The organism is Paraburkholderia kirstenboschensis (assembly GCF_032806925.1).
GTDB lineage: Bacteria > Pseudomonadota > Gammaproteobacteria > Burkholderiales > Burkholderiaceae > Paraburkholderia > Paraburkholderia kirstenboschensis.
In genome coordinates, this window is record NZ_CP136513.1 from 2320657 (window position 1) to 2335069 (window position 14413).

6 protein-coding genes, 2 tRNA genes, 3 rRNA genes and 1 pseudogene are annotated in these 14413 nt (G+C 57.6%); 3 read left to right on the top strand and 9 right to left on the bottom strand.

The features are described 5' to 3' along the window. Nucleotides 1-8 precede the first annotated feature (8 nt). Together mraZ and coq7 are read right to left on the bottom strand one after the other, a co-directional pair. Complete coding sequence (gene mraZ / locus RW095_RS33015) at nucleotides 9-437, bottom strand: division/cell wall cluster transcriptional repressor MraZ (protein WP_027802334.1); 429 nt, start codon at nucleotides 435-437, stop codon at nucleotides 9-11. Between the two features lie 429 nt (nucleotides 438-866). After that, nucleotides 867-1505 carry a 2-polyprenyl-3-methyl-6-methoxy-1,4-benzoquinone monooxygenase gene (coq7, locus tag RW095_RS33020; protein WP_317020107.1) on the bottom strand — a complete coding sequence of 213 codons (639 nt, stop codon included), beginning with the start codon at nucleotides 1503-1505 and terminating at the stop codon, nucleotides 867-869. A gap of 302 nt (nucleotides 1506-1807) precedes the next feature. Between coq7 and RW095_RS33025 the strand changes: the two genes are divergently transcribed. Further along, on the top strand, nucleotides 1808-2983 hold the full coding sequence (locus tag RW095_RS33025) for a porin (RefSeq protein WP_317020108.1): 1176 nt from the start codon (nucleotides 1808-1810) through the stop codon (nucleotides 2981-2983). A 205-nt stretch (nucleotides 2984-3188) separates the two neighbouring features. Here the strand turns inward: RW095_RS33025 and RW095_RS33030 are convergent, their stop codons facing one another. Both RW095_RS33030 and RW095_RS33035 read right to left on the bottom strand, forming a co-directional pair. Continuing rightward, nucleotides 3189-4862: a long-chain fatty acid--CoA ligase gene (locus tag RW095_RS33030; RefSeq protein ID WP_317020109.1), complete on the bottom strand. Its 1674-nt coding sequence runs from the start codon at nucleotides 4860-4862 to the stop codon at nucleotides 3189-3191. Nucleotides 4863-5017: 155 nt separating this feature from the next. After that, nucleotides 5018-7096 carry a molybdopterin-containing oxidoreductase family protein gene (locus RW095_RS33035; protein WP_317020110.1) on the bottom strand — a complete coding sequence of 693 codons (2079 nt, stop codon included), beginning with the start codon at nucleotides 7094-7096 and terminating at the stop codon, nucleotides 5018-5020. Between the two features lie 182 nt (nucleotides 7097-7278). On the opposite strand from RW095_RS33035, the gene RW095_RS33040 reads away from it, so the two are divergent. Then, a complete protein-coding gene (locus RW095_RS33040) occupies nucleotides 7279-8487 on the top strand; it encodes a M20 aminoacylase family protein (protein WP_317020111.1) in 1209 nt (402 codons plus the stop codon). A 20-nt stretch (nucleotides 8488-8507) separates the two neighbouring features. Then, nucleotides 8508-8678 (top strand): annotated as a pseudogene (locus RW095_RS33045) (lipocalin family protein); the annotation flags it as partial. A gap of 148 nt (nucleotides 8679-8826) precedes the next feature. Here RW095_RS33045 and rrf read toward each other — a convergent pair. The 5 genes from rrf to RW095_RS33070 all read right to left on the bottom strand — a co-directional run bounded on the left by rrf (nucleotide 8827) and on the right by RW095_RS33070 (nucleotide 14242). Beyond that, nucleotides 8827-8940 (bottom strand): 5S ribosomal RNA (rrf, locus tag RW095_RS33050). A 223-nt stretch (nucleotides 8941-9163) separates the two neighbouring features. Beyond that, nucleotides 9164-12044, bottom strand: a 23S ribosomal RNA gene (locus tag RW095_RS33055). Nucleotides 12045-12424: 380 nt separating this feature from the next. Next, nucleotides 12425-12500, bottom strand: a tRNA-Ala gene (locus RW095_RS33060). Nucleotides 12501-12554: 54 nt separating this feature from the next. Next, nucleotides 12555-12631 (bottom strand) — tRNA-Ile (locus RW095_RS33065). Nucleotides 12632-12707: 76 nt separating this feature from the next. Continuing rightward, nucleotides 12708-14242 (bottom strand): 16S ribosomal RNA (locus RW095_RS33070). The 16S, 23S and 5S rRNA genes sit together here with 2 tRNA genes alongside, the layout of an rRNA operon. Between the last annotated feature and the right edge of the window lie 171 nt (nucleotides 14243-14413).

Sequence of the window (14413 nt, forward strand, 5' to 3'; positions counted from 1 at the left end):
AGCCGCGATCAGAACGTGAAATTCTTTAAGGCTTCGGGCATGCCCTCGGCGATCGCCGCCTGTTCCTTCGCGGCGTAAATCTGTGCGTCCCACAATTCGAAGTGGCGGCCCATGCCGAGCAGCGTCACTTCTTTTTCCAGCGTGCCGGCCGCGCGCAATTCCGGCGACACGAGCACGCGGCCCGCGCCGTCCATGTCCACGTCCATTGCATTGCCGAGAAAAATGCGCTTCCACCAGGCCGCGTTCATGGGCAGCTTGTCCACTTTGTCGCGGAAGATTTCCCATTCCGGACGCGGAAAGAGCAACAGGCAGCCGTCCGGGTGCTTGGTGATCGTCACCCGGCCCTCTGCCTGTGTTTGCAGCGCATCTCGATAGCGGGACGGAATTGACATCCGTCCTTTCGCATCGAGAGTCAGCGCCGACGCCCCTTGGAACACTTGGCTCTCCCTCTTGACCGGCGCTGTGGCGCCGGCTGCCCGATTCGTAAAAATCTACCCGAAACCGCGTGTCAGATCACACAAAAATACACTTTCTCACACTGTCTCCCACTTTAGAGGAACGCTAAACGGGGGTCAAGGGAGAGAGACGGTTTTTCGGCGAAATTTGTTTGTTAGAACAAGGACTTAGCGCGACTCGTTCATGTCAGACATAAAACGGAAAACCGTTATAAATGAATGAGCTACTGCGGCTTGTGAAGGTGATACGTGAAAAGTGCGAGCGAAAGGCTCGGATCTTAAGCGATCACGGCAGGCGGCTGGAAGGCGTTCGGCGGGGAGTCGGGGCTGAACGGGGACAACACCTTGGGCGTCGTCCCACTTACGGCAGTTCGAAGCAATTGCAGCAGACAAACCGACGTCTGCGGTCTCTTATATGTAGTAGGCGGTACGAGTCATCACTTTCGACATCGCGCGCATCAACGCGCGCGCCGGGAATGGCAGTTCGATGCCGCCAGCGTCCATCGCGGCCTTGCCGTGCTCGGCTTCGTCGACCCGCATCTGGTCGACAATGGCGCGCGACTCGCGGTCGGCGGCAGGCAAATGGTCCATGTGGCTATCCAGATGCTGTTCGACCTGGCGCTCCGTCTCCGCCATGAAGCCGAGACTCACGCGGTCACCCAGGCGTCCGGCTGCAAGGCCGATAGCGAGCGCGCCCGCATACCAAAGCGGGTTCAGCAGACTCGGGCGCGAGTCCAGAGCCTCGAGACGCTTGGCCGTCCATGCGAGATGATCTTCTTCTTCGACGGCGGCCCGATCGAACACGGTCCGCAACGATGGCGACCGCGTCGCGAGTTTTTGCGCCTGGTAGAGCGCCTGTGCGCAGACTTCGCCTACGTGATTCACGCGCATAAGACCTGCGGAGTGAGCGCGCTCGGCCGGCGACAGTTCGGGCACCTCAGCGTAGGCAGCCGATTCTTGCGGGACCGGCAAAGGACGGCTCATGCGCGAGACGCCAGTCATTGAGCGTAAACCCCGATCAAATTCAGTAATCAACTCGTCCAGAAACATTCGGCACTCCCTGATTCGACAACTGGCCCCCCGCTTTACGCTGCCCGTGCAGCAAGGCTTTGCGGAGGAAAACGCAGCCTCCGGTGAGCTTCGGTTCAGCCTTCGGAGACATCAAGATTTCGATTTTAGATCATGTTGCGTAAACGAAACAGGAGCCTTCCAGACGCCCTCCTTTTTCTTTGTGCCATGTAGCCGTTTTGTTACATTACGTGCAACTTCTCGCGAAGTTGGACAAGCAAGGCCTCAACGCTACATAAATATTCGCCTTGTACAAAAGATTCGTAATCCTTGGAGATCATTCGATGAAAAAGTCGCTTCTCGCTCTCGCAGCACTGGGCGCATTCGCAGGCGTCGCACATGCTCAGAGCAGCGTGACCCTGTACGGTATCATTGACGAAGGCTTCAATATCAACACCAATGCAGGTGGCAAGCACCTGTACAACCTGTCCAGCGGGGTTATGCAAGGCTCGCGTTTCGGCCTGCGTGGCCCGGAAGATCTGGGCGGCGGTCTGAAGGCGATCTTCGTGTTGGAAAACGGCTTTGACGTGAACAACGGCAGGCTGGGTCAAGGCGGCCTGATGTTCGGTCGTCAAGCTTACGTCGGTCTGTCGAGCCAGTTCGGCACGGTCACGCTGGGTCGTCAGTACGACTCCGTCGTCGACTACGTTGGTCCGCTGGAAGCGGGCGACCAGTGGGGCGGCTACATCGCTGCTCACCCGGGTGACATCGACAACTTCAACAACGCATACCGTACGAACAACACGGTCAAGTACACGAGCGCGGATTACGGCGGCCTGAAGTTCGGCGGCACGTACAGCTTCGGCGGCATTGCTGGCAACGTCACGTCGAACCAGATCTGGTCGTTGGGCGCTGGCTACAACAACGGTCCGCTGGTTCTCGGCGTCGGTTACCTGAACGCACGTACGCCGGCAGCTTCGGGCGGCCTGTTCAACAACGGCGGCACGACGACGACTGCGGCAGCGTTCGCAGCGACCGCGTCGCCGGTCTACGCTGGCTACACGTCGGCTAACACGTACCAGGTTATCGGTGCAGGCGGCGCATACACGTTCGGCGCAGCAACGCTCGGCTTGACGTACTCGAACATCCGCTTTGCGAACCTGGGTGCTTCGTTTGCCTCGCCGTTCAAGGGTCAGTCGGTTACGTTCAACAACGCGGAAATCAACTTCAAGTACCAGTTGACCCCGGCGTTGCTGATCGGCGCGGCATACGACTACACGCGCGGCGCGGACATCGCAGGCGCATCGCGCGCTCAATACCACCAAGGCTCGCTGGGCGTGGACTACTTCCTGTCCAAGCGTACCGACGTCTACGTGATCGGCGTGTATCAGCACGCTTTGGGCGACACGCTGACGGCTACCGGCGGTGTGACTCGCGCAAATGCTGCCATCAACGGCCTGTCGGGCTCGCAGAACCAGAACCAACTCGCGGCTCGCGTCGGCATCCGCCACAAGTTCTAATAAGACGTAAATACGCAGTTTTCCTCAAAGGCGCCTTCGGGCGCCTTTTTTTATGTGTCCGGCGGGTCACGAGGCTCGGCGGCTTTGCGCTTGTGACGGTGCAAATAAAAGGCCCGGCAGACTTTTCGTCGGCCGGGCCTTTTATTTTTGCTAGCCAGAACCCGCTACGAGCCTCGGACGTGCGCGCATTCGACGCGCCTTCCGTTCATGCACGCCCGTCGCGTAGCTCACGACGCAAGATCTTGCCCACATTGCTCTTGGGTAGCTCGGTGCGGAATTCGACGATTTTCGGCCGCTTGTAGCCGGTTAGCTGCTGTTTGCAGTAGGCGAAAATATCCGCGTCGGTGAGCGCGTCATCTTTCCTGACGACAAACAACTTAACCGCCTCACCTGAATGCTGGTCGGGCACGCCGACCGCAGCCACCTCGAATACGCCGGGGAGCCTCGCCACTACGTCCTCGATCTCGTTCGGATAAACATTGAAGCCGGAAACCAGAATCATGTCCTTCTTGCGGTCGACGATCTTCACAAAGCCCTGCTCGTTCATGAAGCCAACATCGCCCGATTTGAAGAAGCCGTCCGACGTCATGACCTTGGCCGTTTCGTCCGGCCGGTTCCAATAGCCGGCCATGACCTGCGGGCCGCGAATGCAAATCTCGCCGGGCTGCCCGAGCGGGACCTCGTTGCCCTCGTCGTCCCGAATCGACACTTCGGTCGACGGCAACGGCAAACCGATAGTGCCGCTATATTCCGTGACCGTAACCGGGTTGCAAGTAACGCACGGCGACGTCTCGGACAAGCCATAGCCTTCGATGATTGGCGTATGCGTGTTCTCGAACCACCGTTTGGCGACAGCTTCCTGAACCGCCATTCCGCCACCGTTGGCCGCGATCAGTTTGGAAAAGTCGAGTTTGTGGAAGTCGGGGCTGTTCAGCAGCGCGTTGTACAGTGTGTTGACCGCGGGAATCGTCGTGATCGCATAGCCTTGCAGAGCTTTGATCATCCCGGGGATATCACGTGGGTTCGGGATCAGAACGCCCAAGCCACCCGTGCGAATTGTCAGCAGCCCACACACTGTCAGCGCGAAGACGTGATAAAGCGGCAGCGCGACAACGGTGATGAACTGCTCGATGTCCGTGCGATTCACGCGAACCGGATCGAGCCAGATTTCCGATTGCAGCACGTTGGCAATCAGATTGCGGTGCAGCAGGGTCGCGCCCTTGGCCACGCCCGTGGTGCCGCCGGTGTACTGCAGGAACGCGACGTCGTCAGGGCCTTGCTCAACCGGTTTGAAAGTCTGGCGTTCGCCGTCCGCGATTGCGGCGTTGAATTTGACGTGGCCGGGCAAACTCCAGGCCGGTACCATCTTCTTCACCTGGCGCACGACGAAGTTCGCAACCGCGCCTTTGACGCCCATCAAATCACCCATTGCCGCGACCACGATATGCTTCACTGCGGTATTGCGCACAACTGCCTGCAACGTCACGGCGAAGTTCTCGAGCAGGATGATTGCTTCCGCTCCGCTGTCCCTCAACTGATGCTCGAGCTCACGCGGCGTGTAGAGCGGGTTGACGTTCACGACCACGTAACCCGCGCGCAAGATCGCTGCGATCGCCACCGGATACTGCAGCACGTTGGGCATCATGATCGCGACGCGAGCGCCGCGCGCAAGACCCTTCGACTGAAACCATGCGGCCAGCTTGCGCGAAAGCGCGTCCAGTTCGCCGTAGCTGATCTCTTTTCCCATGCAGACAAACGCGGGCTTGTCGCGGTGCTCGCGGAACGCCTCTTCGAGTAGTTCGGCAACAGACGAATATCGGGTTGGATCGATCTCTGCGGGAACGCCGGGCGGGTAAGATTTCAGCCAGATTTTATCCATGCAGCGTCTCCTTCTTTATTTTCGAATGGTCGTGCTAAAAACGCATCGTAGCATGGGCACCCCTGCGGTATTGGCGAATGACGGCGTGGTTAGACTGCTGCCTCGAACCTTCTGAGGCCTTCGTGACGAGGCTTGGCGGGGTGCGGATAACTTCCTCAGACGCGCTCGACCTGGACGAGGCAGTCGTAGAAAGTTGCGGACCCACCAAGATCGGTCAGCGCCTGGCTCGTGACCTGGTTTGCGTTGCGGCCGTCGGGCGCCAGTTTCTTCCACCAGATCGACAGGCCGACCACGAGGCCTTGACGCGCCCGGTCGGTGACGCGGGCGCGCGCCTGCATCGAGCCGCGGTCGTTGAAAATGCGCACCTGGTCACCGTCGACGATATTCCGCGATCCGGCGTCTGAAGGATGGATGTCGAGGTGCGGCTCGCCTTCGGTAGACCGTAGGCTTTCAACGTTGACGAACGTGCTATTCAGGAAGTTGCGCGCGGGTGGCGAGATCATCGCAAGCGGGTAGCGAGCGGCGAGTTCGGGCGCGGACTCCGTCGATTCATAGGGCGGCAGGTAATCCGGAAGCGGATCCAGCCCCTGCTGCGCGAGCCGTTCGCTGTAGAACTCGCACTTGCCCGAGGGCGTGCGAAAGCCGCCCTCAGCAAAGGGCGCATCGGGAAGGTTCAGCTTTGCCCAGCCGACCCGTTTGAGCGATTCCCAATCGACGCCTTCCAGCGTCTTGTCTTGCCAACGCAAGGCGCTGCGCGCAACGGTTTCGTCGCTTTCGAACAGCGACGGCTCGTCAAGCCGCATGTGACGTGCGAGGCCGCGAAAGATTTCAGTGTTGGGACGCGCGTCGCCCACCGGAGGAATTGCCGGCAAGTTCACCATGACGTGCGTGTGGCCATACGACTTGTGCACGTCGAGATGCTCCAGTTGCGTTGTGGCCGGCAGGAGCAAATCCGCATAGTCCGCGGTGTCGGTCTGAAAGTGCTCGAGCACGATCGTGAACAGGTCTTCGCGCGCGAACCCTGCTGCGACGCGCTCCGAATCAGGCGCGACGGCAACGGGATTCGAGTTATAGACGACGATCGCCTCGACCTTTGGTCCGAATGCGGCGTCGCCCGGATGCAGCAATGCGTCGCCGATTGCGTTCATATTGATTACGCGGCTCGGCTTGGTCGGCCAGCCGGGCATCAGGTCGGGACGCTGCAGTGCATGCGAATCGACCGGCGCCCACCCGGACGACGACAACAAGGCGCCGCCTGCCCGCTCGCGCCATGCGCCCGTCAGCGACGGCAGGCACGCGATGGCGCGCACGGCATTACCGCCGCCGCGCACTCGCTGCAGACCATAGTTCAGGCGGATCGCTGCCTTCTTCGTACTGCCGTAAAGTCGCGCCAAGTCGACGATAACCTGCTCGTCGATGCCACAAATCTGGGCGACGCGCGACGGCGGATAACTGAGCGCCCGCGCTTTCAGCTCGGCAAAGCCGAGTGTGTGCGCCGCAATGTAAGCGTGATCGAGCAGATCTTCGGAGATCAGCACGTTCATCATGCCGAGCGCGAGCGCGCCGTCGGTACCGGGCCTCAGGGCAATATGTTGATGGCACTTCTCGGCAGTCAGCGACCGATACGGGTCGATCGCGATGAGCCGCGCGCCTTGGCGCTTGGCCTGCTGCGCACGTGTCCAGAAGTGCAGGTTCGACGCAATCGGATTCGAGCCCCAGATCAGGATGACTTCGCTTTCCTCGAAGAACTCCGTGAGCATGCCGATGCCCGCCCCATACGTATATTTCAGGCCTGCGGCACCGGCCGCTGCGCAGATCGTCCGATCCAGTTGCGATGCGCCGAGCTTGTGAAAGAAACGTTGAGCGATGCTGTCGCCTTGGACCAAGCCCATCGTGCCGGCGTAGCTGTATGGCAGGATGGCCTCCGGCGCACGCCGCGCTATTTCCGACAGGTGCTTCGCGCCCAGCTCAAACGCCTCGTTCCAGCTGATCGGTTGGAAACGCCCTTCGCCCTTGCGGCCAACGCGCTTCATTGGCGTTGTCAGACGGTGTGGATGGTGAACTCGCTCTGCATACCGACTGACTTTGGTACACAGCGTGCCTTGTGTTGGCGGATGGTCCGGGTCGCCGACCACTTTGACCGCGCGGCCGGCCTCGACTGTTACACGCATCGCGCAGGTGTCGGGGCAGTCGTGTGGACAGACTGCGCGAGCGAATTCAGTCGGAGCGTTCATTGAGTAACCATTCAGGGGACGGAAAACACAGCGTAACGCCGGATTTTATTACGTCCGTCGGCGCTTGCCTGCATGCTGCCGCCAAAAAGCCTTCGGCGTAGAATCGTTAGCACTGCGTCCGGGCGCAACTCGCCCGAGCGATTCCTTGCAAGTCAAAAGCGAAAGCGCATCGGCACTCTATTATGAAACTGATCCCCGAAATTCAAGCTGCTCACGGAGAAATTCAGAATCTTCGACGTACGATCCACGCTCATCCCGGACTGCGTTACGAAGAAACTGCGACAGCTGATCTCGTCGCCAAAACGCTTGATTCCTGGGGCATAGAAACTCACCGTGGATTGGGCCAGACAGGCGTAGTTGGCGTTCTCAGACGCGGAAACAGTACGCGCTCTGTCGGTCTGCGCGCCGACATGGACGCGCTACCGATCCAGGAACTGAATAGCTTCGAACATAGATCGAAAAACGACGGGAAAATGCACGCATGCGGCCACGACGGCCATACAGCGATGCTTCTCGGCGCGGCGCGACATCTTGCGAAGCACGGCGATTTCGACGGCACCATCGTCTTTATCTTCCAGCCAGCCGAAGAAGGCGGCGCCGGTGCCCAAGCGATGATCGACGACGGGTTATTCGAGAAATTTCCGGTTGATGCGGTGTTCGGCATTCACAACTGGCCGGGTATGCCTGCCGGCAAGTTTGGCGTGACTGAGGGCCCTATTATGGCCTCCAGCAACGAGTTTCGTATTGAGATCAAAGGCGTCGGCTCGCATGCAGCGTTACCGCACAATGGCCGTGACCCGGTCTTTACCGCCGTGCAGATCGCTAACGGATTGCAGAGCATCGTCACGCGAAACAAGAAGCCGCTCGATACAGCCGTACTCTCAATCACACAAATTCACGCCGGCGATGCGGTCAACGTCGTTCCTAACGATGCGTGGCTCGCGGGCACAGTGCGCACCTTTACGACGGAAACGCTCGACCTGATCGAAGCGCGTATGCGCAAAATCGCTGAAAGCACGGCAGAAGCTTACGATTGCTCGGTCGAGGTGCACTTTCACCGGAACTACCCACCCACGATCAACAGCTGTGAAGAAGCCTGGTTCGCGGCGGCGGTTATGAAGGAGATCGTCGGGGCAGAGAACGTCGATGACTCTGTAGAAGCCACGATGGGTGCCGAGGACTTTTCCTTCATGTTGCTGGCGAAGCCAGGGTGTTACGCGTTTCTCGGCAACGGCGACGGCGGCCACCGAGATGCGGGCCACGGTGCGGGCCCGTGCATGCTGCATAACGCAAGTTACGACTTCAACGATGAATTGCTCCCCATCGGTTCAACGTACTGGGTGCGACTTGCGCAGCGCTTTCTGTCGGGGAAAAGTACGACAGAGAAATGAAGTTCAACTGACACCCTGCGCTCACATGGCAGTTCCATCCGCTGATGGACGACCAGGAACTGGACTCGCGGCAGTCTACCGGCGCGGTGTATCGGGAAGGTGCTGCGCGGATGAGCCGCGATGGCGCTGGTCTCGGGCGAGCTTATCTGGAGCTGACGGGGTACGTGAATGCGCTGCGGACCGGCAGGTAGTGACGGGCGATTCGGCCTGGGCCTGGACCCGGGCGGGACCCGGGCTGAACCCAGGCTGTTCCTGTCGCCGGTGTGCCGGGGTTTTGTCGGCGCGTAAACGCAGAAACCCCACCCTGTGTCGGGGTGGGGTTTCTGATGCTGCTGGGGAGCCTGACGATTACCTACTTTCACACGGGCAATCCGCACTATCATCGGCGTGGAGTCGTTTCACGGTCCTGTTCGGGATGGGAAGGGGTGGTACCGACTCGCTATGGTCATCAGGCATGACGGGTTGCCGTACTGCCGGTGGGGCAGTACAGCCAATCGGGGAAGAAGTAGTGTCTGATGAGTCAACCTCAGGTGAGGCGGGTTGTGTTGTTTCAGGCACAACACTGAATCCCAACCGTGTGTGCTGCGACCTCCTGGGGAGGTTCAGCGCATCCCCTTCGGGATCGGACCCGCGTAAGCGCTCAAGGCGCTAACGTGGGTCGAGACACACCTGTTATAGGATCAAGCCTTACGGGCAATTAGTATCAGTTAGCTGAGCACATTACTGCGCTTACACACCTGACCTATCAACGTCCTGGTCTTGAACGACCCTTCAAGGGGCTCGAAGCCCCGGGGATATCTCATCTTAAGGCGAGTTTCCCGCTTAGATGCTTTCAGCGGTTATCTCTTCCGAACATAGCTACCCGGCGATGCCACTGGCGTGACAACCGGTACACCAGAGGTTCGTCCACTCCGGTCCTCTCGTACTAGGAGCAGCCCCCTTCAAATATCCAGCGCCCACGGCAGATAGGGACCAAACTGTCTCACGACGTTTTAAACCCAGCTCACGTACCTCTTTAAATGGCGAACAGCCATACCCTTGGGACCGGCTACAGCCCCAGGATGAGATGAGCCGACATCGAGGTGCCAAACACCGCCGTCGATATGAACTCTTGGGCGGTATCAGCCTGTTATCCCCAGAGTACCTTTTATCCGTTGAGCGATGGCCCTTCCATACAGAACCACCGGATCACTATGACCTGCTTTCGCACCTGCTCGACTTGTCGGTCTCGCAGTTAAGCACGCTTATGCCATTGCACTATCAGCACGATTTCCGACCGTACCTAGCGTACCTTCGTACTCCTCCGTTACACTTTGGGAGGAGACCGCCCCAGTCAAACTGCCTACCATGCACTGTCCCCGATCCGGATTACGGACCAAGGTTAGAACCTCAAACAGATCAGGGTGGTATTTCAAGGATGGCTCCACGCAAACTGGCGTTCACGCTTCACAGCCTCCCACCTATCCTACACAGACCGGTTCAAAGTCCAATGCAAAGCTACAGTAAAGGTTCATGGGGTCTTTCCGTCTAGCCGCGGGGAGATTGCATCATCACAAACACTTCAACTTCGCTGAGTCTCGGGAGGAGACAGTGTGGCCATCGTTACGCCATTCGTGCAGGTCGGAACTTACCCGACAAGGAATTTCGCTACCTTAGGACCGTTATAGTTACGGCCGCCGTTTACCGGGACTTCAATCAGGAGCTTGCACCCCATCATTTAATCTTCCGGCACCGGGCAGGCGTCACACCCTATACGTCCACTTTCGTGTTTGCAGAGTGCTGTGTTTTTATTAAACAGTCGCAGCCACCAGTTTATTGCAACCCCTTCACCCTTCGCCCGCAGGGGCGTCAAGCTACAGGGGCGTACCTTATCCCGAAGTTACGGTACCAATTTGCCGAGTTCCTTCTCCCGAGTTCTCTCAAGCGCCTTAGAATACTCATCTCGCCCACCTGTGTCGGTTTGCGGTACGGTCCTGTTAAACTGAAGCTTAGAGGCTTTTCTTGGAACCACTTCCGATTGCTTCTTCACCGAAGTGAATGGCCTCGCACCCTTGAATTCCGCGCCCGGATTTGCCTGAGCGCCTTCTCCAATGCAAGGACCGGGACTTCCAACACCCGGACAACCTTCCGCGATCCGTCCCCCCATCGCATTTAACAATGGTGCAGGAATATTAACCTGCTTCCCATCAGCTACGCATTTCTGCCTCGCCTTAGGGGCCGACTCACCCTACGCCGATGAACGTTGCGTAGGAAACCTTGGGCTTACGGCGAGGGGGCCTTTCACCCCCTTTATCGCTACTCATGTCAGCATTCGCACTTCCGATACCTCCAGCACACTTTCCAGTGCACCTTCGCAGGCTTACGGAACGCTCTCCTACCATGCACATAAATGTGCATCCGCAGCTTCGGTATATGGCTTAGCCCCGTTACATCTTCCGCGCAGGACGACTCGATCAGTGAGCTATTACGCTTTCTTTAAAGGATGGCTGCTTCTAAGCCAACCTCCTGACTGTTTTAGCCTTCCCACTTCGTTTCCCACTTAGCCATATTTGGGGACCTTAGCTGGCGGTCTGGGTTGTTTCCCTCTTGACACCGGACGTTAGCACCCGATGTCTGTCTCCCGTGATTGCACTCTTCGGTATTCGGAGTTTGCTATGGCGTAGTAATCCGCAATGGACCCCACAACCATGACAGTGCTCTACCCCCGAAGGTGATACACGAGGCACTACCTAAATAGTTTTCGGAGAGAACCAGCTATTTCCAGGTTTGTTTAGCCTTTCACCCCTATCCACAGCTCATCCCCTAACTTTTCAACGTTAGTGGGTTCGGACCTCCAGTACGTGTTACCGCACCTTCATCCTGGCCATGGATAGATCACCTGGTTTCGGGTCTACACCCAGCGACTGAACGCCCTGTTCGGACTCGCTTTCGCTACGCCTGCCCTAATCGGTTAAGCTTGCCACTGAATGTAAGTCGCTGACCCATTATACAAAAGGTACGCCGTCACCCCCTTGCGAAGGCTCCGACTGTTTGTATGCATGCGGTTTCAGGATCTGTTTCACTCCCCTCCCGGGGTTCTTTTCGCCTTTCCCTCACGGTACTGGTTCACTATCGGTCGATCACGAGTATTTAGCCTTGGAGGATGGTCCCCCCATCTTCAGACAGGATTTCACGTGTCCCGCCCTACTTGTCGTACACCTAGTTCTTTCCAGCTGTTTTCGTCTACAGGGCTATCACCTGCTATGGCGGCACTTTCCAGAGCCTTCGACTAACAGCAAGAATAAAGAGTACAGGCTGGTCCCATTTCGCTCGCCACTACTCTGGGAATCTCGGTTGATTTCTTTTCCTGCGGTTACTTAGATGTTTCAGTTCACCGCGTTCGCTTCACGTAGCCTATGTATTCAGCTACGGATACCTCAAAAGAGGTGGGTTTCCCCATTCGGACATCTTCGGATCAAAGCTCGTTTGCCAGCTCCCCGAAGCTTTTCGCAGGCTACCGCGTCCTTCATCGCCTGTGATCGCCAAGGCATCCACCACATGCACTTGTTCGCTTGACCCTATAACGGGTGTGTCTCTCCCGATGCGAGTTGGCGCTTTAGCGCCTACTCCCATCCGATCCCCGCAGGGGATGGAACCTTCACTGGGAAGGCCGGGCAGCTTGCACAACCGTTACAGGTTGAGTATTCGTGTTGCGCCGTATTCCAAAGCAATCTTTCGATCACTTAAAAAATACATTGATACAATCACAACCCTGATTCACCTACTCATGTACCCATCTCCAGGTACACTTTCGTGAATCTCTTTACTACTTCTTCCTGATTGTTAAAGAACGTTCAGCCGATCGCACGGTTGCTATAACCATGCATCTTTCTGACTGGCTCAATCGCCAATGCACAACGCTCTGGGTCTTTCACACAGAACGCTACGCATTGAGGATTGGTGGAGGATGACGGGATCGAACCGACGACCCCCTGCTTGCAAAGCAGGTGCTCTCCCAGCTGAGCTAATCCCCCAGTCATACAGATATCCCAGAGGTTTTTAGACGGTCAGCTCACCAGACAAGACAGTGGTGGGTCTGGATGGATTCGAACCATCGACCCCCGCCTTATCAAGACGGTGCTCTAACCGACTGAGCTACAGACCCCTGAGTCTGTCTGCGTTTCTTCACTACTACAGCCGATAAGCGTGAGCGCTCAACACCTTGACGCGTCTAGCTCGAGAAAGGAGGTGATCCAGCCGCACCTTCCGATACGGCTACCTTGTTACGACTTCACCCCAGTCATGAATCCCACCGTGGTAAGCGCCCTCCTTCGCAGGTTAGGCTACCTACTTCTGGTGAAACCCACTCCCATGGTGTGACGGGCGGTGTGTACAAGACCCGGGAACGTATTCACCGCGGCATGCTGATCCGCGATTACTAGCGATTCCAGCTTCACGCACTCGAGTTGCAGAGTGCGATCCGGACTACGATCGGTTTTCTGGGATTGGCTCCCCCTCGCGGGTTGGCGACCCTCTGTTCCGACCATTGTATGACGTGTGAAGCCCTACCCATAAGGGCCATGAGGACTTGACGTCATCCCCACCTTCCTCCGGTTTGTCACCGGCAGTCTCCCTGGAGTGCTCTTGCGTAGCAACTAGGGACAAGGGTTGCGCTCGTTGCGGGACTTAACCCAACATCTCACGACACGAGCTGACGACAGCCATGCAGCACCTGTGTTATGGCTCCCTTTCGGGCACTCCCACCTCTCAGCAGGATTCCATACATGTCAAGGGTAGGTAAGGTTTTTCGCGTTGCATCGAATTAATCCACATCATCCACCGCTTGTGCGGGTCCCCGTCAATTCCTTTGAGTTTTAATCTTGCGACCGTACTCCCCAGGCGGTCAACTTCACGCGTTAGCTACGTTACCAAGTCAATGAAGACCCGACAACTAGTTGACATCGTTTAGGGCGTGGACTACCAGGGTATCTAATCCTGTTTGCTCCCCACGCTTTCGTGCATGAGCGTCAGTATTGGCCCAGGGGGCTGCCTTCGCCATCGGTATTCCTCCACATCTCTACGCATTTCACTGCTACACGTGGAATTCTACCCCCCTCTGCCATACTCTAGCCCGCCAGTCACAAATGCAGTTCCCAGGTTAAGCCCGGGGATTTCACATCTGTCTTAGCGAACCGCCTGCGCACGCTTTACGCCCAGTAATTCCGATTAACGCTTGCACCCTACGTATTACCGCGGCTGCTGGCACGTAGTTAGCCGGTGCTTATTCTTCCGGTACCGTCATCCTCCCAGGGTATTAACCCAGAAGTTTTCTTTCCGGACAAAAGTGCTTTACAACCCGAAGGCCTTCTTCACACACGCGGCATTGCTGGATCAGGCTTGCGCCCATTGTCCAAAATTCCCCACTGCTGCCTCCCGTAGGAGTCTGGGCCGTGTCTCAGTCCCAGTGTGGCTGGTCGTCCTCTCAGACCAGCTACAGATCGTCGCCTTGGTAGGCCTTTACCCCACCAACTAGCTAATCTGCCATCGGCCGCCCCTGTAGCGCGAGGTCCCGAAGGATCCCCCGCTTTCCTCCGCAGAGCGTATGCGGTATTAATCCGGCTTTCGCCGGGCTATCCCCCACTACAGGACACGTTCCGATGTATTACTCACCCGTTCGCCACTCGCCACCAGGATTGCTCCCGTGCTGCCGTTCGACTTGCATGTGTAAGGCATGCCGCCAGCGTTCAATCTGAGCCAGGATCAAACTCTTCAGTTCAAACCTGTTACTGTTTTCGGGCTCTTTCGAACCCGGTCGCTCACTCAACGTACTGACGAAGTGTTCAACCATCTTTCAACGGCCAAACCTTCCTTTCATTACTGTGTGAGACTTGATACTTTCGCTTTAACGCCCCACCCCACGCAATACTCCGCAAAGGCAGGACTCGCG

Excerpts from the sequence above, each read along its gene's own strand:
- RW095_RS33035 (WP_317020110.1), bottom strand. The coding sequence starts at position 7,096 with ATGAACGCTCCGACTGAATTCGCTCGCGCAGTCTGTCCACACGACTGC.
- coq7 (WP_317020107.1), bottom strand. The coding sequence starts at position 1,505 with ATGTTTCTGGACGAGTTGATTACTGAATTTGATCGGGGTTTACGCTCA.
- RW095_RS33040 (WP_317020111.1), top strand. The coding sequence starts at position 7,279 with ATGAAACTGATCCCCGAAATTCAAGCTGCTCACGGAGAAATTCAGAAT.
- RW095_RS33025 (WP_317020108.1), top strand. The coding sequence starts at position 1,808 with ATGAAAAAGTCGCTTCTCGCTCTCGCAGCACTGGGCGCATTCGCAGGC.
- RW095_RS33030 (WP_317020109.1), bottom strand. The coding sequence starts at position 4,862 with ATGGATAAAATCTGGCTGAAATCTTACCCGCCCGGCGTTCCCGCAGAG.